Genomic DNA, 20129 nt, shown 5'->3' on the forward strand with positions numbered 1-20129 from the left:
GCAAGCCGAACGTCGCCGCCGCAATCAACCCCGCACGCAGTCGACGAAATACTCGATGCGTCCGTTGATCATCTCGCCGACGAGCCCGTGGATATCCGTGTGGAAACCCGGGAAGCGCTCGTTGAACTCGCGCGCGAAACGCAGATAGTCGACGATCGTGCGATTGAAACGCTCGCCCGGAATCAGCAACGGAATGCCCGGCGGATACGGCGTCAGAAGGATCGACGTGACGCGCCCTTCCAGCTCGTCGATAGGCACGCGATCGATCTCGCGGTGCGCGAGCTTGGCGAAGGCTTCGGACGGCTTCATCGCCGGCTCCATGCTCGACAGATACATCTCCGTGGTCAGGCGCGCGATGTTGTTCGCGCGATAGACGCTGTGAATCTGCTCGCACAGATCGCGCAGGCCGATGCGCTCATACGACGGATGCTGCGCGACGAACTCCGGCAGCACGCGCCACAGCGGCTGGTTGTTGTCGTAGTCGTCCTTGAATTGCTGGAGCTCGGTGACCATCGAATTCCAGCGGCCCTTCGTGATGCCGATCGTGAACATGATGAAGAACGAGTAAAGCCCCGTCTTCTCCACGATGATCCCGTGCTCCGCCAGATACTTCGTGACGATCGCGGCCGGAATGCCCGACTCGCCGAACTCGCCGTCCACGTCGAGTCCCGGCGTGATGATGGTCGCCTTGATCGGATCGAGCATGTTGAAGCCTTCCGCGAGCGCGCCGAAGCCGTGCCAGCGGTCGTTGGGCTTCAGTATCCAGTCCTCGCGGTCGCCGATGCCCTCTTCCGCCAGCGCATCCGGGCCCCAGACCTTGAAGAACCAGTCGTCGCCGTATTCGTCATCGACCTTGCGCATCGCGCGGCGGAAGTCGAGCGCTTCCGCGATCGATTCCTCCACGAGCGCCTCGCCGCCCGGCGCTTCCATCATCGCGGCAGCGACGTCGCACGACGCGATGATCGCGTATTGCGGCGACGTCGACGTGTGCATCAGATACGCCTCGTTGAAACGATGGCGGTCGAACGTGCTGTTCTCGCTGTCCTGCACGAGAATCTGCGACGCCTGCGAAATGCCGGCGAGCAGTTTGTGCGTGGAGTGCGTCGCGAACACGAGCGCGCCCGTGCGCGGCCGGCCCGCGCCGATCGCGTGCATGTCCTGATAGAACGAGTGGAACTCGGCGTGCGGCAGCCAGGCTTCGTCGAAGTGCAGCGTGTCGAGCAGGTCGCCGAGCAGATCCTTGATCATCTCGACGTTGTAGATCACGCCGTCATACGTGCTCTGCGTGATCGTCAGGATGCGCGGCTTGACCTTCGGGTTCTTCGCGAGCGCCTCGCGCGCGAACGGATTCGCCTCGATCTTCTTGCGGATGTTCTCAGGCTTGAATTCGTCGCGCGGAATCGGCCCGATGATGCCGAAGTGATTACGCGTCGGCGTGAGGAACACCGGAATCGCGCCGGTCATCGTGATCGCGTGCAGGATCGACTTGTGGCAGTTGCGATCCACCAGCACGATATCGCCCGGCGCAACGGTGGCGTGCCACACGATCTTGTTCGACGTCGACGTGCCGTTGGTCACGAAAAAGAGATGATCCGCACCGAAGATGCGCGCCGCGTTGCGCTCCGACGCCGCGACCGGGCCGGTGTGATCGAGCAATTGGCCGAGTTCCTCCACCGCGTTGCAGACGTCCGCGCGCAGCATGTTCTCGCCGAAGAACTGGTGGAACATCTGTCCGAGCGGATTCTTGAGGAACGCGACGCCGCCCGAGTGACCCGGACAGTGCCACGAATACGAGCCTTCGTCCGCGTACTGCACGAGCTCCTTGAAGAACGGCGGCGCGAGCGCATCGAGATACACCTTCGCTTCGCGGATCACATGGCGCGCGACGAACTCCGGCGTGTCCTCGAACATGTGGATGAAGCCGTGCAGCTCGCGCAGGATGTCGTTCGGCAGGTGGCGCGAGGTGCGCGTTTCGCCGTACAGGAAGATCGGGATATCGGCATTGCGGCGGCGCACGGCGTTGATGAACGCGCGCAATGCGACGATGGCCGATGCCAGTTCCGGCGTGTCGCCTTCCACGACGACGTTGTCCGCGTAAGGCAGCAGTTCGTCGTCATCGATCGACAAAATGAAACACGACGCGCGGCTCGACTGCTGCGCGAACGCGGCGAGATCGCCGTAGCTCGTCAGGCCGAGGACTTCGGCGCCTTCTTTCTCGATCGCCTCGGCAAGCGCCCGGATGCCGGAACCCGAGATGTTCTCGGAGCGAAAGTCTTCGTCGATGATGACGACGGGGAAGCGGAACTTCATGAGGCGAATCTCCAAATGGAACGACCGCTGGCTCGGATGCAATCCGGAGGCCAGCGGTCTTTCGACAAGCGTTTGCCGTGTGCGGTTCTTAAAGCGCGGCGACGATCAGGTTTTCGGCAGCGTCACGCCGTGCTGTCCTTGATACTTCCCGCCGCGATCCGCGTACGACGTCTCGCACATTTCATCGCTTTCGAAGAACAGGACCTGGGCGACGCCCTCGTTCGCGTAGATTTTGGCAGGCAAAGGTGTCGTATTCGAGAATTCGAGCGTGACATAGCCTTCCCATTCCGGCTCGAACGGCGTCACGTTGACGATGATCCCGCAGCGCGCATACGTGGACTTGCCGAGGCACACGGTCAGGCACGAGCGCGGAATGCGGAAATACTCGACCGTGCGGGCGAGCGCGAAAGAATTCGGCGGAATGATGCAGACATCGCCCTTGAAGTCGACGAAGGATTTCTCATCGAAAGCCTTCGGATCGACGATCGTGGAATTGATGTTCGTGAAGATCTTGAATTCGTCCGCGACGCGGATGTCGTAGCCGTAGCTCGACGTGCCGTAGCTCACGATCTTGCGGCCGTCCTCGGTCACGCGCACCTGATCGCGCACGAACGGCTCGATCATGCGGTGCTCTTCGGCCATGCGGCGAATCCACTTGTCGGACTTGATGCTCATAGGGGGACGCTACTCAACGGTGAACGGCTCGGTCTCGCGACCGCCGCCTGCGGTGAAACGGGGCATGGCCTCGGGCGGCGTGCTCGCCGCGCGGGCCAAACGAAAGCGCGTATTTTACGCGATTGAGCCGCGGCGTCAGGCGCGACGCGCACGGCCATGACGCCTAGCGGCGGATGACGCCGCAAGCGAGCGCCGGGCCCACGTTATGCGGCGCGCTCGCGTACGGGTCCAGGGCTTCGCGGTGCAGCATGATGGCGCGGGAAATGACCGAGCGCACGCCGTCGAGCGAGACGTCCGTTGCAACGATGAAGCCCGTGGCCGAGCCGGTCGCGTCCGCGCGGATATTGCCCAGTTCGCCCTCGAGCCGCGCGCCCGGCTTCCTGCGCTCGGCCGGAAGCGCGAACACGGGGCTCGCGTCCGGACCGTTGACGGCGATGCAGTCGCCGCGCTCGTGCACGGTCAGCGCGTGCTCGCTGTTCGGCGGCATGTCGGTGAGGCTATAGGACACTTGCACGCCGTCCGCGCGCTCGATCAGCGTGACGGTGCCCCGCGTCGCGTTGCCGGTCGTGGGCTTCAGCACCGCGTCCGCGCGTTTCTCGTGATTCTGGAAGATGAGGCCGCAACCGCTCAGCATGACGCTGCAAGCGGCCGTCGCGATCAAGGCGTGAAGCGCCCTCCCGTCGAATCTGTGTCTCATGCGATCCTCTCGGCGGCCCGCGGACGCCCAGTGCGTCCGCGCTGCCGCGCATCGAAGGCGACATGATACCGCGAGCCGCATCGCACAAGGCTCGCGAAGATTCGATCGAATGCGCTGGATCAGGTGTTCTGCACGACGATGCTCGGGAACTTCGAGGTCATGTCGCGCTGACGTTCGGCGATCGAGATCGCGACGCGCCGCGCGATCGCCCGATACGTCTCGGCGATGCGGCTCTCCGGCTGCGATACGACCGTCGGCTGGCCCGCGTCGGTGCGCTCGCGAATGGCGATATCGAGCGGCAACTGGCCGAGAATCTCGACGCCGTACTCCTTCGCCATGCGCTCGCCGCCGCCCGCGCCGAAGATGTGCTCCTCGTGGCCGCAGTTCGAGCAGATATGCGTGCTCATGTTCTCGACGATGCCGAGAATCGGAATGCCGACCTTCTCGAACATCTTCAGGCCTTTCTTCGCGTCGAGCAGCGCGATGTCCTGCGGCGTCGTCACGATCACCGCGCCCGTCACCGGCACCTTCTGCGACAGCGTGAGCTGAATGTCGCCCGTGCCCGGCGGCATGTCGACGATGAGGTAATCGAGGTCCTTCCAGTTGGTCTGGCGCAGCAACTGTTCGAGCGCGGACGTGACCATCGGGCCGCGCCAGACCATCGGATTGTCCTGCTCGATCAGAAAACCAATGGAATTCGCCTGGATGCCGTGGCCCGTGAGCGGGTTCATCGTCTGATTGTCGGGCGACTCGGGGCGGCCGGTGATGCCGAGCATCATCGGCAGCGAGGGACCGTAGATGTCCGCGTCGAGCATGCCGACCGATGCGCCTTCCGCCGCCAGCGCGAGCGCGAGATTCGCGGCCGTCGTGCTCTTGCCGACGCCGCCCTTGCCCGATGCCACCGCGATGATGTTCTTGACGTTCGGCAGGAGTTTGACGCCGCGCTGCACCGCATGCGCGACGACCTGCGACGAGACGTCCACGGTCACATTCGCGACGCCCGGCACCTGGCGCAGCGCGCTGTCCACCAGTTCGCGGATCGCCCCGAACTGCGTTTTCGCCGGATAGCCGAGCACCACGTTCACCGCGACGTTCGCACTTTCGACGGACACATTGCGAATACTCTTGGTGTCGACGAACTTGCGGTTGGTGTTGGGATCGGTCAGTGTGGCGAGTGCGATGTCGATCTTCGCGCGGTCAATACTCATCGAAACTCCATGGAACAGTAGTTGCTAAGAGCCCGAGGCGCACTGCAACAAACTGAAGAAATTGAAAGGAATTGTTAACGCCATTGCGCACGGCCCGTGTGCATTGCACTATGCCGCTGCAAATCTTTCCGGGGACGCATCGCATCGTGTCACCGGGCGTCTTTCTCAATATTGTAGAGGCTCGCCCGGAAGCTCGTCCGAAGACCCTTTCGCACTGTCGGCGCATCGCCGAACCGCTTGTCGATTCATAGGAGATCGAAGATGAATATCAAGTTCTTGACCCGTCTGTCCGTGTTCGCCGTCGCCGGCGCCCTCGTCGCCGGCTGCGCGACGCAGCAAGGCACCAACGCGGCGGTCGGCACCGGCGTCGGCGCTGCAACCGGCGCGGGCATCGGCGCCATTTTCGGCGGCGGCAAGGGCGCGGCGATCGGCGCAGCCACGGGCGCGGCGGTCGGCGGCATCACCGGCTACAACTGGCAGAACATCAAGAACAAGATTTCGGGCGACTCGAAGGGCACGGGCACGCAAGTGACCGAGCAGCAGGACGGCTCGCTGAAGGTGAACATCCCCAACTCGATCTCGTTCGACACGAACAGCTACGCGATCAAGCCGTCGTTCGATCCGGTGCTGAATTCCGTCACGCAGACGATGCAGCAGCATCCGGAGCTGATCGCGAACGTCATCGGCCATACGGATAACACGGGTCAGCCGGCGTACAACCAGACGCTGTCGCAGAATCGCGCGCAGAGCGTGGCTTCGTACATCGCAACGCACGGCATCCCGGCGCAGCGTCTGTCGTCGCAGGGCATGGGCCAGAACCAGCCGATCGCCGACAATTCGACGGAAGCCGGCCGTGCGCAGAACCGTCGCGTGGAGATCTACCTGCGCGCGACCGCGCAGCCGGGTCAAAGCCAGTAAAGCACTTGATTTGAAGGGGAAAGTCGCCGTCGCCATGACGGCGACCGAGGCAGAGGCCGAGCGCCGGCAAATCGCCTGAAAATTTTTGAAACTTGGGCGCGGCGGTGCTGTCTGTCCTTACGGTAGGTGGATGGCGATGCCATTGCCTGCCATTCTCCTCTTGTCGTTGTTGCTCCGGGGCCCAATTGGACCCCGGTTTTTTTTGGGCGGTCGATTTTCATCACCGTTCCGCGGCGACGCCTCGGCCAACGCATCACCCCGGCCGCTTCCCTTGCCCTGCTAGAATCGATATTCCGCTTTTTTTCAATCACTTCGAGCCACTCCCACCGGGCCGCGCCTTTATGTCAGCACCGATTTCCGCCACTGCCGCCGCCGCGCCTGCCGTTCAGAACGGCCGCCGCCAGATCCTCGTCACGTCCGCGTTGCCTTATGCAAACGGTCAGATTCATATCGGCCACATGGTCGAATACATTCAGACGGATATCTGGGTTCGGACGCTGCGAATGCATGGCCACGAGGTCTATTACGTCGGCGCGGACGACACCCACGGCACGCCGGTCATGCTGCGCGCCGAGAAGGAAGGCATCACGCCCAAAGCACTGATCGAGCGCGTCTGGAAAGAGCACAAGCGCGACTTCGACAGCTTCGGCATCTCGTTCGACAACTACTATTCGACCGATGCCGAGGAAAACCGCGTCCTCTGCAACTCGATCTATGGCGCGCTTCAGCAAGCGGGGCTGATCGAGGCGCGCGACATCGAGCAGGCGTACGATCCGGTCAAGGAAATGTTCCTGCCGGACCGCTTCATCAAGGGCGAGTGTCCGAAGTGCGGCGCGAAGGACCAATACGGCGACAACTGCGAAGTCTGCGGCTCGACGTATCAACCGACCGAACTCATCAATCCGTATTCGGTGGTATCGGGCGCGACGCCTATCCGCAAGACATCGACGCATTATTTCTTCAAGCTCTCCGATCCGCGTTGCGAGCAATTCCTGCGCGGCTGGGTGAGCGGCCTCGCGCAGCCGGAAGCCACGAACAAGATGCGTGAGTGGCTCGGCGACAAGGGCGAAGCCAAGCTCGCCGATTGGGACATTTCGCGCGATTCGCCCTACTTCGGCTTCGAGATTCCGGGGGCGCCGGGCAAGTATTTCTATGTCTGGGTCGATGCGCCGGTCGGCTATTACGCGAGTTTCAAGAATCTCGCGGATCGCGTCGGCGTGAATTTCGATGAATGGGTGAAGCCCGGCTCGAAGGCCGAGCAATATCACTTCATCGGCAAGGACATCCTGTACTTCCACACGCTGTTCTGGCCGGCGATGCTCGAATTCTCCGGTCATCGCACGCCGACGAACGTATTTGCGCACGGCTTCCTCACCGTCGACGGCGCGAAGATGTCGAAGTCGCGCGGCACGTTCATCACCGCGCAGAGCGTGATCGACACGGGCCTCAATCCCGAGTGGCTGCGCTACTACTTCGCGGCGAAGCTGAACAGCACCATGGAAGACATCGACCTGAACCTCGACGACTTCCAGGCGCGCGTGAACAGCGATCTCGTCGGCAAGTATGTGAACATCGCGAGCCGCGCGGCGGGCTTCCTGATCAAGCGCTTCGACGGCCGCGTGCAGGACAGCGCGATGAATCACCCGCTGCTCGAACAACTGCGCTCGACGATTCCGCAGATCGCCGGTTTCTACGAGTCGCGCGAATACGGCCGCGCGCTGCGCACGACGATGGAGCTCGCCGACGCCGTCAACGCCTATGTGGATACCGCGAAGCCGTGGGACCAGGCGAAAGACCCGGCGAATGCCGTCGCGCTGCATGAAACCTGCAGCGTGAGCCTCGAAGCGTTCCGCCTGTTGTCGCTCGCGCTGAAGCCGGTGTTGCCGAAGCTCGCCGAGTCGGTCGAATCGTTCCTCGGCATTGCGCCGCTCGTCTGGGCCGATGCGACGAAGCCGCTGTCGTCGGCCAGCGCGATCAACGCGTACAAGCATCTGACGACGCGTGTCGATCCGAAGCAGATCGAAGCCTTGCTGGCTGCGAACCGCGAATCGCTGCAACCGGGAGCTGAGGCTGCTGCTCCGGCTCCGGTCAAAGCCACGGCGAAGAAGGAGGCAGAATCGGGCGTCATTTCCATCGATGACTTTGCGAAGGTCGATCTGCGCATCGCGAAGATCGTCGATTGCAAGGCAGTAGAAGGCTCGGACAAGCTGCTGCAGCTGACGCTCGATGTCGGCGAGGACAAGACCCGGAACGTGTTCTCGGGCATCAAATCGGCGTATCAGCCGCAGGATCTGATCGGCAAGTTCACCGTGATGGTGGTGAATCTCGCGCCGCGCAAGATGAAGTTCGGCCTCTCGGAAGGGATGGTGCTGGCGGCATCGGCGACGGATGAGAAGGCCGAGCCGGGGCTTTATATTCTCGAACCGCATAGCGGCGCGAAGGCGGGAATGCGGGTGAAGTAAGCCCGCAGTCCTGGGGCGCTCCGGCGCCTCGGCCCCAAAGAAAAAGCACGCTGCGAGGCGTGCTTTTCTTCTTTTGGCGATGCCGGGCCTGTGCGGCACCGGCGAGTAGCGGCTGCCGTCAGTTGTACGTGAATGCGACGGTCGCCGACGCGTTCACCGAGCCGGCCGTCAACGCACCGAGCTTGTAGAACTGCGCGACCATCGGGATAGTCATGGAGTTGGATGCGTCCACCGTGCCCATATTGGTCGCGCTGTTGAGTGTAAAGGGTGTGCCAGTGGTCGCGCCTACACTGCTCGCAGTCAGCAATTGCACACCCACCTGCTGGGCCGCACCCGTATTCTTCAACACACTCGCGACCGTATCCATCGTGCCGGTAATCGTCATCGATACCTTGGCGCCGGCTGAGCAGTTGGTCAGCTTCAGGTTGAATGCTGCAGGGTTACTCGTCGTGCCGGTGAAGTTGCTGACGGTCACGCTGCCCAGTTGAATGGTCTGATTCGCGGTTGTGGTATCCACGGTACAAGACGCTGGAAGAATATCGCCCTCGAAATAGAGGTACGCGTCCGGAGCTACCGCGAATGCCGATCCGGCAGCTGTCGCAACGAGAATGCCAAAAAGTGCTTTCTTGAAAATACGCATGACTTGATGTTCCGTAAAAAGGCTGGCCCAACTTTCTTGAGAGCGTCGCCAGTTTCCGCTGTCAAGGGTGACCCGTGGCTCAGTGCACGATTGATGCATCATTGATACAGGACATACATGGTCATCGTGGCATTCGCCTTTCCGGGCGTAACCGTGCCCGTCTTGGCGTAGCGTGCCATCATCGGAACGACATAACTGCCGCCCACCGACCCGTTGAACTGGCTCAGATCCCGCCATGGCGACGTCGACAATGGGTATACGGTTCCTCCTGCAGTGAGCAACTGCACGCCCACTCCGCCAGCGGAAGACTGAACGTTGTCAAGTTTCGCGATGTCCGTCGCTGCCGTCCCGTTCGTTGGCACGATCTGATACTTCACAGTGCTGATCATTCCAGAGGCAGTGCCAGTGACGATTGCCCCCGCCGGGCAGTCATTGAACTCGATGTTGAACGGAACGTTATTGTTCCGTGCTTGATCGACATCCGCCACGAGGGGCGTACCCATACGTACGTGGACATCCGGTGTTGTGCAGGTCATCGGCACGATGGTGACGGCCGAGATGTCGTAGGTGACAGCCAGACTCTCCAGCGCCGTGCCGGCCGCCTGTCCTTCGACGGGAGCAGCCCTCCCCACCGTACCGGAGATAACTCCGGTTTGCGCCACGGTACCCGTCTTCACGAGCGCCACGGAAATCTGCGAGCCGGACGGACCCGTCATCGGAGTGGCTGGGGTGGCGCAGACTTGCCCATACCAAATGTTTCTTATGCTGACCCACGGTGAAGACCAGCCGCCTGGGTATGCACAGGGGGCACTGGGGGTGAAGTAATAGCGGGCCTGGACAACGAGGCCGACGCCGGGAACGTTGGTATTCCAGACGGTAAGACCGTTGTATGTTTGGCCAGAGTTCGTGTTGAAACTGTCGCCGACGATGCTTCGTACGCCGCCGTTTCCAGTACCTCCATTGCACTCCCATAAATCCGTGCTCTGGGGTGACTGGACCCAGTTAGTAAGCAAGCTACCGGGCGCCAGATCACGTGCTACCGACACCGTTGCCGGCAAAGAAAGCAAAAATGCGCTACCGTCCCCGCCCCGCATGCAGGCAGCCGATGCGCCTGAAGCGATCGTCAGCAGAAGCAGTGCTACTCCAAACCGGCGCGCGATCCGCGCCAATCCAATCCAAGTCATTTTCAATTTCCGAGTGATGGCTGCCGCGTGTTCATTGGCAGATCGTTTCTGCAAACAGTGTCGATGCTGACGCGGTTTTCGAAGCTGCGGGAAGGTCGTATCGCACCTTGCAGCTCTGGTTTGCACCGTCGCCCCACTTCAACGCGAAGTCGGCCTGCGGCTGCTTCATATAGAACATTGCGCGACTGCCCTGGGCAACCGTACCGACGATCTTGCCTTCGGGATCGACCACATCGGCGCCGAACGGCACCATTTCGCCATTCGATTGGTGCACGCGGATGACCACTGCCTGGCCGCGGTTCTCCGTGTCGAACTTGACGCGCACCACCGAGCCGGCGGTCGGCGCGAAGTGCTGCTCCGTTGACTTCAGCTGAACGCCCAACGGCAGGCCCTTCGTGTCGATCTCCACGGTGTTCATCGAATACGGTTCCATGCCCGTAATCAGCGCGTGACCGCGGCCATCCACGCGCACGCCCGGCGAACTGGCCACGCGTGCGCCGACTGCATCCTTGGCCTCGACGATCGCGAGCGTGTCACCCGTTTGCGGCGACAACACGACGCCACCGTCGTAAGCGACGATCGAGCCCGATAGTCCACCGCCGACCTGCGTGTAACCGTTGGCGTGACCGACGTTGGCACGTAGTTGCGTGTACGGCGACAGATACCCCGCGTTCGCATTGATACTGGAACCGTTCTGGTTGCCACCCCACTGGTACCCTGCCGTGACGCCGTAATTGAACTCGTAGTTCTTGCCCGCCGCTCCGCTGAACGTCTCCTGAATTTGATTGCTGCCGTCCCGCGTATCGTGCGAGTAGCTCGTCATCGTATTGGCGATGGTCGCACCGAGATCCAGCGGAATGGTCAGGTTGACCATGTACCGGTTGCTCCAGCGTGACGAGCTCGCATCGAGCTCGCGCGACGCCGACACGCCCAGGCCCACTCGACGGATGTTCGTGTTGTAGCCGATCTGGAACGAGGTATCACGGCCTGACCGGTTCCAGTAGTTCTGCGTAAACCCCGAGAGATAAAGCGAGCCGTACTGGCTGAGGTTCTGGTTCACCGTGACCTGCAGGCGACCCTTCTGGATGCCCTGATCCAGGGTCGCGATGCCGCGCATGGAAAGATCACGGAGCGTCATCGCATCCTGGAAGTTCAGGAAGCCGCTCGTCGAATAGCGATACGCCGCAAGCGTCACATCCGTGCTGGTCGGTGTGAAGGTGCGCGAATACGAAAGCCGCAAGCTTTGCCCGTTGTGGCTCTGCATGTTCGCGCGGCTCGCATTGGCCTGCGTGACGTCAAAGCCGAACGCGCCGATCGGCGTGTTCAGCGCAGCGCCGGCCGCCGCTGAGAAGTAGTTCTCAGCGATGATCGCGCCACCATACAAGGTGACGAAGTTATTCAGACCGTGCGTCAGGTTGGCCTCGAAGACGAACGGCGCACTGCTGAGACTCGTATTTCGGTACAGGCCGGCCGCGAGGCTGTATCGCCAACGTCCGTCACGCAGCGCATTGACCGGTGCGGCATACGGAAGCACCGACGTATGCTGACTGCCATCCGCCTCGGTCACGATCACCTGCAGGTCACCGCCGTAGCCGGTCGGGTAAAGATCGCTCAGTTCGAACGGCCCCGGCGGAACGGTGATCTCATAGATGATGTTGCCGCTCTGCTTGACCTGAACCTTCGCGTTCGTGTTCGCGATGCCGCGCACGGTCGGTGCGTAGCCGCGCTCCGATTCGGGATACATCCGGTCGTCCGTGCCGATCTGCGCACCGCGCACGCCGAACGAGTCGAAGATCCTGCCGTCCGTGTACGAATCGCCAACGGTGAGCTGGCTCTTGATCGGCGCAAAGGAACGTTGGAGATACGTCTGCATGCTCTGCACGTGTGTGCCCGAGCCCGACGTATTGGTGACGTTGCCGTTGTACCGGAAGCGCCACGGACCGATGTTGACACCCGCAGCCAGGCCGAGGTAGCTCTGCGTGTTCGAGAAGCCGCTAGCGCTCGAGTGATAGACGTTGCCGTTGTACTGGACCACGGCGGCGGGAATGCCATCGTCCCAAAACTTCGGGTCGACCCAGCCACGCGCGTTCCGGCTCATCATCGCCTGGGGCACGCTGACATCGAGACGCTGTTCGCCCATATCGAATGTGGCGGTTGCCTGCGGAATCAGGTCGTTCAGCGGCACCGCGCCATGGCCATCCGCATCATCGAGCTTTGCCTGGGCGGCCTCGCTGAGATGCGTGATATCGACGCCCATGCGCATGAGCAGATCGCGGTCGAACACCGGCTGCGCAGTCTTTCCTGGGCCGTTCACTTCGCGCAGCGTGACGTCGGTCGTGCCGATCCATGTCTGATTGACGTACAGCGCGGCGCGATAGTTGCCGGCGGGCGCGAGATTGCCCTTGTTGAAGCGACTGATGTCGAGATCCGTAGCACCGCTGCCGGCGAGGAATTGCGAGTTGAACTGGACGTTCACGGGCTCTGCCGGCACGGCCACAGCCGGGACCGTGTCAGACGCGGCCAGATCCGTCGAATTCGGTTTCGCCGCTTGCGCCCCCAGCGTCAAGGGCACAGGCACGACGGACTCTGCGCTGCCCTCGCCCGAAGCTGCCGGACTTTTTTCGTCCGCAGCGACTGCATCCGCGGCCGATGCGGCTCCCGAGTGCACGGACGCATGCGCAACCGGAGCCTCCTCTGCTTTCGCGTGAGCGGCGGCGAAAGCGAGAAACACGGCGACACTCGCCTGACTCAGCGACAGCAGATCAGCGTTGACCGCCTTCGAGTTCGATTTTGAGTAACGAATATTCTTCATTTTGAGCCGAATTCACAGGCGAAGCCGGTCCCTGCCAATGCGAGCGGGCATTGGAGTCGAAACCTTCTGGCTTGCGACCACGGAATACAGTGATGTGGCGAGAGACGGAGGGTCGTCAATCTGACGACTTTCGAATCAGCTTTTTCAGGCCTGCGATTTCCGGGCTCGCTGGTTTAATTGATCGATCGGACCGCGTGCACGACCGCGCTTACTGCAGCGACGCTTCGTGCTTGGCAGGACCGCCGTAATCGTTCAGCGTCGTGAACAAGACCTTTCCATTTACCGAAGCCGCCGCCGACAGGGGCAGCGAAATCTGGCCACCGGGAGGCACCATGTCGCCCTCGTCGAACTTCGGCGCGGAGGCACCCTCACCAATCTGGGCGGAGATGATCGTGACGTGATAAGGCGTAGGATTGGATACCTGAAGGGACGCTTTACCCTTTTCCGTAGTCAAGTGCCACGTAAGCTTGTCCGGTGCATCATCCGACTTGCCCTGCAGCCCTGCCGGACGGAAGAAAAACTTCAAACGCGAGCGAAAAGCCAGTTGAACGTAATTCGGACCGGCCTCGGCTTCGGTGGGCTTGGGCGGCACTTCGAGCAGGTTGAACCACAACAGGCTCTCGCGATCCTGAGGCATCGGTTCGCCCGTATAAGAAATGCGAATGGTCTGCGACTTCGTCGGATCGATGCGCGCAATCGCCGGCGTAAGAATAAATGGCAGATCGAGCTTACTCGGATCGACCTTCGGATCACCCTTGTCGAACCATACCTGCGTAAGCGCCGGACTCTTTCCTACATTGGACAGCTTGACGGTGACTTCGCTATCTGTAGCCTTGTAAATCACACGCGTACCCGCGATGACGACCGAGGCACGGCTCGTAAAAGACAGCATAAGACCTATGGCCAGAAAACCCACGGCCAATACGTTGAGGATAATCTTTCGGGAATTCATGACAGACAATCAAAGAATGTGATTCGACAACCAGCGACGTGCATGTAAACGGGTCCAAGCGGTCACAGCGGAGCACAAAAAAGTGCGGCTTCGCCCGATTCACTCCGGCAAGGACAACTCAGGAAGAATCAGTCGATATGGACTAAGGCCAGCAGAACAAGCGTTACGAGGCAAGTCCATGGCACTCGGTTCTTCCTTAGCTTTCCCAATGGAGAATGGTGCCGAAGCACCATTCCTCTCACATAGATGCTTACTGGTAAGACATCGAGTAAGTAACGTTCGTGGTCACGCTACCCGGAGTGGCACCACCAGCCGGCGTGTAGTATTGAGCCGCGTATTGAAGGCTCGCCGTGCCGCTAGCAATGGCCACAGTTTTCGAGTTCTGCGAGCCGTCACTCTTGCTCACGTCCATAACGGTCGCGCCGCCGTTGAAGTCGACCAATTGCACTTCGATATTCGTCGCAGTGCCGTTGTTCTTGAGATTGCCGTCCGCCAGCGTGTTGACGCCGTATTCCCAGAACGTGCGCACGTTACCCGTGTCCGGCATGCAGTTGGTGAGCGCGATTTTGAAGCCGGTGCTACCACCAGACTTGCCTGCGCTTTGGAAGGCTGCAGCCGACAGAGTCGGCAACGTAACCGTGAAGTTATTGCCCTGACCCTCGCCGCTCACATCGCAGGTTTGCGCCGTGAGTTCACCATTGATGGTGAGCAACCCACCGTTGGGAGCGTCGGCGTATGCCGAAACGCTTGCAAAGCCCATTGCCGCAGCGATCGCCGAGATAGCAATCTTTCTCATTATTTACTCCTGATTATTGAAATAACACACCAAATCAAAATACAACCCCGCAGACGACGGAAATCGGACCGTCCGGCTTGTCTCGACACTCTCGAGTCCAGCTCCGAATCGTCGATACTTTTAGCGAAGAATTCTTATTGATAAGGAACCCGAATTATATGAATGCGAACAACGCTCGTATGCACGAAGATTCTTATTGTCTGGAAAATTCGCTTAAATCACACTAACTTCCGGAATTTCGGCAGCGAATCGACAATCGAAGGCCTGGAATCCGAGGCGCGTCCGTAGGTAGTTGCGAAATCAGCGCTATCGGCATTGAGCGAATCTTCGCCCGCACGAAAGCGAGGCCGCATTATAGAAAATACTTTGCTATTCGGCCTTTACTAAAATTCTTAAAGGCGGAACATTAATGCCTGTTTAATGGCAATACAAATCTGACTTTTCACAGCTTTTTCCTGGAACAATCCAAACTGACAGATCACAGCCGGGGCAGAGCGCGCTTGATCGATGCCCGGCATATCGACATGTCACGGGCATCCATGGACGCCGTCTAGATCATTCATATGTGAGCGAGTATTGAACAGAAGTTTCAATCGATCCGCCCGTCGTGTTGCCGGTAGGCGAATAGTACTGAGCGGCATATCGCAGATTAGCTTCGCCGTTCACCAGTGCCACGCTTTGGGAGTTCTGCGCACCGTCAGCCTTGCTCAGGTCCATGACGTTGGGCGAGCCACTGTTCCAATCGACAAGCTGAATCTCGATTCCAGTCGCTGTACCGTCGTTCTTCAGCGTGCCACTCGCAGACGTAGTTCGGCCGTACTCCCACATCGTTCGCACGCGCGTCCCGTCCGCCGCACAGCTCGTCAGTGAGATGGTGAATCCTGTCGCACCTGCTGTAGCTCCCGCAGTGCTCAGAGATTTCGTAGACATGATAGGCAGCGCCACCGAGAAGCTTCCGCTGCTACCGGGATTGACCTCGCATGTAGGCGGGATTGCCTGGCCATAGAAGGTGATCGTACCGCCGCCATTTCCCGATGGTGCTGCGTACGCCGCCACACTCGTCATTCCAACTGCCGCCATCAGCGTGAGAAGAGCAATGTTTCTCATTGATTTGGATTCCTATATCTTTTGGATTTTCCGTAACTTACAGTCGATCCGAAGCACAACCGCGGCCTGACACGCATCGCCGCAAAGAGTTCAGGCAAGTTTGGATGCCTCAATCGTTCGTCATATTCTCCGAACGACGAGGCAGTATATGAAAGCAGGAAGCAAGGCGCCCTACTAATACTCTGAAAGGCACAAGCACTGCGACAGTCAGGATGCCGACGCCGCCACGCCGCGCCCACTCGCCTCAATCCCCCGCGTCCCGCGCAGCCGCATCCGACGAGGATGAAGACGAAGACGAAGGAGACGACGAAAACAGCCGCGCCCACGAATTGAATCGCCGCGTATAAGACAGATCGACGCCCTGATACGTCCCGCCATACGCCGTCACCGACCAGAAGCGCGACAGATTCAGCGTCGCCTTGATCGCGTTGCTCGCCGATTGCAATCCCTGCTCATACCCGAGCACGAGCCGCTCGTTGATCGCTTTCGAGAGCATCACGACTTGCGGATCGGTCAGCCCGACCTCGCTCGAGCCGATCGTGAATTCGTCGAGCCCGAACGTCTGCGCAATACGCTTGCCGCTCGTGCTGCCGAGCAGCGCCAGCGCGCTCGTCATCGCGCTCTGCTGGCCGACGTTGTTGCCCTGATCGGTGCCGTGTCCGAAGAGCAGCCACGAGAGCTTCTCGTTGTCGGGCACGTTCGGCTCGGATATCAGCTTCGCGACGGGCGCCTGCACCGTGCCCGTCACCTGCACGCCGGCCTCGACTTCCTGATTGCGCCGCATCGCGAGGATGTTGAGGCCCGGATTCGCCACCGGTCCATTGAACGTGAAGAAGCCGTTCTCGATGTTGAGCTTGCGCCCGAACGCGGTATAGGTGGAACCGGGCGTCACGCGCACGTTGCCGACCGCGCGCAGCGGCATGTTCGGCGCGCTCGTCGCCGTGATGGTGCCCGCGAGGCCGAGATCCGCGCCCGCGCCCTTGAAGCGGAAGCGCTGGCCGAGATTGATGTCGATGTTCGCGCGCGGCGTGAACGGCCCGACCGGCTTTCCGGTCGTCGCCGTCAGCTGCTGGTTGCCGCCCTTGATCGTGCCGTCGGGGCGCTCGATCACGACATCGTCGCCGAGCGAGGGCGCGGACGACTCCGGCAGATCGAAGAGCGCATGATCGACCGTGAACTTGCCGTCGATCGCCATGCCGCCCTGCAGCCCCGCGTTCGCGATAGTCGCGCTGCCGGTGAGCATCAGCTCGCGGTCCGGCGACGCGAACAACTCCAGCTTGTCCGCGATGATGCTCGCCGTCAGATCCGGCTGCTGCTGGTCGAGCCGCACCTTGCCGGTCGCGCGCAGCGTGCCGCTCGCGCCGTGAAACTCCACGCGCTGTAAATCGACGAGATTCTCCGACAGCGCGATGCGAATGATGCCGTCCTTCAGTTGCACGCCCTGGTCGACGACCGTCGCGGATATATTGTCGCCGGTCAGCATCCCCGAGAGATTCGGCTTCGCCACAATGCCCGCGATCACGAGCTTGAGCGCAATCCTGCCCCCGAGCAGATAGTTCGCGCCGAGCAGGCCGCCCGTCGTGCGCAGTTCGGGAACATTCGCGTCGATCGCGCCGGTGAGCGGCGCATTGTCGTCGATGGTCAGCATGCCGTCGCGATTCACGAGCGTCGTGTGCACGTTGGCATCGATCACGCCGATGCGGCTCGCCTGCGCCCGCAGCGACGCGTTCAGGCGGTTGCCGTTGGTGAAGTCCGCGCGCGCGGTGACATCCGTGATGCCGAGCGCCGCGACGCCGCGCGTGCCGTCGATCGTCACATCGCCGTCGCGGCGCTTGATCTGCGCGTAGCCCGTCGCCGTCGCGCCGAGGGCGAAGTTCCAGTCGCCGTCGAAGTCGAGGTCCGTGCGGATCGGCGGCTCCGCGCCGGTCAGCTCCCGGCGCACTTCGAGCAGATGCGGCACCGACACGTTCGTGAGCGTGCCCGCCGATTGCAGGCGGCCGTTCTCCATCGCGAACGACTTCAGATTCAGCACCGCGCCTTCCGCGACGAGCCGCGTCGCGCCGAGCACGAGGCGCTTCGGCCCGTAGCTCACTGAAAGCGGGGACTGGAGATTGAGCGACGGCGTGCCCTTGTTCGAGAGCTTCGTGATCGATCCGTCCCAGTGCGGGCCGTCGGGCGCATCGGTGAACTTGCCGTTGGCGCCGAGCGCGAGGTTCACCGGCTGGCCGCGGACCTTGCCGGTCGCGGTCACATCGAGCGTGTGATGCGCGCGCGTGCCGTTCAGGTTCGCATCGAGATTCGCGATGTCGACGCCTTCCGTGCTCGCGTCGCGCGCTTTCAGCGTGAAGACGAGCGCGCCGTTCGCGCCGTCGCGGATATCGGCCCGGCCTTCCGCGTGACCCAGCCGATTCGCGCCGAACACGACGTCGTCGGCCTGATAGTTCGCCGCGACGTTCGGATGCGCGATCGAGCCGGTCAGATCGCCGTCCGCCTTCACCGTGCCCGTGATGCCGAAGCCGAGCCGTTCGAGCGCGGGCGCATCGACCTTGAAGCGCAAGCGGTCGCCGGGCGCGCCGAAACTGCCGTTCAGATCGACGTCGTTGCCCGCCACCGAAAGCGATGCCTTGCTCGGCAAGAGGCGCGTGCCCGCAACCTGCACGGTGCCCTCGCCCGTGAGCGGCAGGTTGTCGTACATGCTGTCGGTGAGCTTGAAGGTCGCTTTGGTCGTGAGCGTCGGCGCGAGCTGGCCCGATGCGGCCAGCGTGCCGTTCACGCGCGCCTCCACGACGCGCGGCGGCGCGGCAGGCTGGTTCGACGCGCCCTTCTTCACCGGCGCGGGCTTCGGCGCAATCAACTGCTGCTGCAACAGAAGCGGGTTGAAGTCGACGATCTTGGCCTTCAGGTCGTAGCTCGAATTGGCGTCCTTCTTCAGCGCGCCGTTCAGTTCGACGCGGCCCTTGCCGACCGTCAGCTTGACGTCGTCGAGCGAGGTTTGCTTCGGATCGAGCTTGACTTTCGCCTGCGCGCGGATCGCCGCTTTCGGGTCGTTCAGATCGGCCGTGATGCTCTGCGTGTCGCCCGCGAGCACGATGCCGACCGGACCGGCGAAATCCGTCGGGCGCAAGGTCGGCTCGATCGCGTTCAGATCGAGCTTCGCCACCTTCAGGTCGAACTTGCCGTTCCCGCCCGCGAGCGCGCCGCCGCCCGTCACCGTCGCGCTCTTCAGAAGCCGCACGTTGAGATCGGTGATGCTTTGCTCCGACGCGTCGAGCCGCACGTTCGCACGGGCATCGATGAGCGGCAGCAGCTTCTTGTCGAGGGAACCGGGCTTCGCGTTCACGATCGACACCGGCCCGCTCACGACGAACGCCTTCGGGTCCGCGCCCGCGACGGGCTTCACTTCGGCGCGCACGGCGAGATCGGCCTCGGGCGCGCTCGGGCTGAATGCCTGCGGATTCACGTGATCGAAGGTGACGAGCGCGGATTTGAGCGGCACATCGGCGAACGGCAGCGCTTCGACGTGCGCCTGGCCCTTCAGCTTCATGCCGCTCGCGTCGACGTCCGCGATCAGGTCTTCGAGCGACCCGGAGACCCGCGCGCTCACGTTCACCGCTTCGCCGTTGACCTTGCCGGCATAGCCCACGTCGCCGGAAAGCGGAAACGGCCGCGCGCCGCCGTCGAGCTTCGCCGCCGCCGTCACCGCGCCGAACGGCGTGTCGAGACGCTGCACCGTGGCTTCATGATGCCGGCCGTCGCTGCGGCCGTTGAACAGCAGGCGCGAGAACTCGGTCGTCGTGGTGCCCTCATGCAGCCGCAGCTTCCCGACGGACAGATCGTTGATCGCGAGCTGGATCGGGATGCGCAATTCCTGCGGCAGCTCGGTCTTCTTGCTCGGCTCGTTCGACGGCGCGATGCGCGCGTCGATCGTCCCGACATGCAGATAGTCGATCGTGAAGCGCAGCGGCTCGCGCGTGAGCGCCCAGCGGCCCGACACGCTGTCCACCGCGATATCCGTGCCCGTGCCGTCCTTCCAGTGGACGTCGCGCAATTGCAGGCCGGTCGCGATCGCGCCGCCGTCGAGCTTGCCGGTCAGCTGCCCCTTGAGGAGCGAGGTCGCCGCGTCCCATGCGTAACGCGTGCCGCGCTCGGTCGTCAGCACGTAGAACACGCCGCCGACCGCGAGCCCGACGATCAGCACGAGCACGAGCACGAACCCGCCGATCCAGCGCGCGAGGCGCCGCCAGCCGCTCCTGCGCGGCGGCGTCTTCTTCGCGTCGCCGTCGCCGCCGCCTTCGTTGCCGGGAGGCGGGGCTTCAGCGTCCGCTTGCTTGGTCGAGTCCGTCATGCCGAATCAATGTCCCTCTTCGT

The 20129-nt window shown here is 62.0% G+C and carries 13 protein-coding genes; 2 read left to right on the top strand and 11 right to left on the bottom strand.

The window, feature by feature from the left end; translation table 11 throughout:
* Positions 1–24: 24 nt before the first annotated feature.
* The 4 genes from AWB78_RS29830 to apbC form a co-directional block, all read right to left on the bottom strand.
* A complete protein-coding gene (locus AWB78_RS29830; protein ID WP_062610082.1) occupies positions 25–2310 on the bottom strand; it encodes an arginine/lysine/ornithine decarboxylase in 2286 nt (761 codons plus the stop codon).
* 105 nt (positions 2311–2415) lie between these two features.
* Entirely contained in the window at positions 2416–2985 is a 570-nt protein-coding gene (gene dcd / locus AWB78_RS29835; protein ID WP_062610084.1) for a dCTP deaminase, read from the bottom strand.
* Between the two features lie 163 nt (positions 2986–3148).
* Positions 3149–3682, bottom strand: a complete 534-nt coding sequence (locus AWB78_RS29840) for a superoxide dismutase family protein (RefSeq protein ID WP_062610086.1) — start codon at positions 3680–3682, stop codon at positions 3149–3151.
* Between the two features lie 119 nt (positions 3683–3801).
* On the bottom strand, positions 3802–4890 hold the full coding sequence (apbC, locus tag AWB78_RS29845; protein ID WP_062610088.1) for an iron-sulfur cluster carrier protein ApbC: 1089 nt from the start codon (positions 4888–4890) through the stop codon (positions 3802–3804).
* Between the two features lie 261 nt (positions 4891–5151).
* Between apbC and AWB78_RS29850 the strand changes: the two genes are divergently transcribed.
* Both AWB78_RS29850 and metG read left to right on the top strand, forming a co-directional pair.
* Complete coding sequence (locus AWB78_RS29850; protein WP_062610090.1) at positions 5152–5808, top strand: YiaD family glycine zipper/OmpA-like lipoprotein; 657 nt, start codon at positions 5152–5154, stop codon at positions 5806–5808.
* Positions 5809–6149: 341 nt separating this feature from the next.
* A complete protein-coding gene (gene metG / locus AWB78_RS29855) occupies positions 6150–8270 on the top strand; it encodes a methionine--tRNA ligase (RefSeq protein WP_062610092.1) in 2121 nt (706 codons plus the stop codon).
* Between the two features lie 118 nt (positions 8271–8388).
* On the opposite strand, the gene AWB78_RS29860 is transcribed toward metG, so the two are convergent.
* The 7 genes from AWB78_RS29860 to AWB78_RS29890 all read right to left on the bottom strand — a co-directional run bounded on the left by AWB78_RS29860 (position 8389) and on the right by AWB78_RS29890 (position 20106).
* Positions 8389–8910 (bottom strand): fimbrial protein, encoded by a 522-nt coding sequence (locus tag AWB78_RS29860; RefSeq protein ID WP_062610094.1) that lies wholly within the window; start codon positions 8908–8910, stop codon positions 8389–8391.
* A 98-nt stretch (positions 8911–9008) separates the two neighbouring features.
* On the bottom strand, positions 9009–9626 hold the full coding sequence (locus AWB78_RS46845; RefSeq protein WP_157697667.1) for a fimbrial protein: 618 nt from the start codon (positions 9624–9626) through the stop codon (positions 9009–9011).
* 499 nt (positions 9627–10125) lie between these two features.
* Positions 10126–12570 carry a fimbria/pilus outer membrane usher protein gene (locus tag AWB78_RS29870; protein WP_232477938.1) on the bottom strand — a complete coding sequence of 815 codons (2445 nt, stop codon included), beginning with the start codon at positions 12568–12570 and terminating at the stop codon, positions 10126–10128.
* Between the two features lie 544 nt (positions 12571–13114).
* Positions 13115–13858 (bottom strand): fimbria/pilus periplasmic chaperone, encoded by a 744-nt coding sequence (locus tag AWB78_RS29875; RefSeq protein WP_062610098.1) that lies wholly within the window; start codon positions 13856–13858, stop codon positions 13115–13117.
* A gap of 250 nt (positions 13859–14108) precedes the next feature.
* Positions 14109–14654 carry a fimbrial protein gene (locus tag AWB78_RS29880; protein ID WP_062610100.1) on the bottom strand — a complete coding sequence of 182 codons (546 nt, stop codon included), beginning with the start codon at positions 14652–14654 and terminating at the stop codon, positions 14109–14111.
* 555 nt (positions 14655–15209) lie between these two features.
* Positions 15210–15761: a fimbrial protein gene (locus tag AWB78_RS29885; RefSeq protein ID WP_062610101.1), complete on the bottom strand. Its 552-nt coding sequence runs from the start codon at positions 15759–15761 to the stop codon at positions 15210–15212.
* Positions 15762–16005: 244 nt separating this feature from the next.
* Positions 16006–20106, bottom strand: a complete 4101-nt coding sequence (locus AWB78_RS29890) for a translocation/assembly module TamB domain-containing protein (protein WP_062610103.1) — start codon at positions 20104–20106, stop codon at positions 16006–16008.
* Between the last annotated feature and the right edge of the window lie 23 nt (positions 20107–20129).

The sequence above is a fragment of the Caballeronia calidae genome (genome assembly GCF_900044055.2).
Lineage (GTDB): Bacteria > Pseudomonadota > Gammaproteobacteria > Burkholderiales > Burkholderiaceae > Caballeronia > Caballeronia calidae.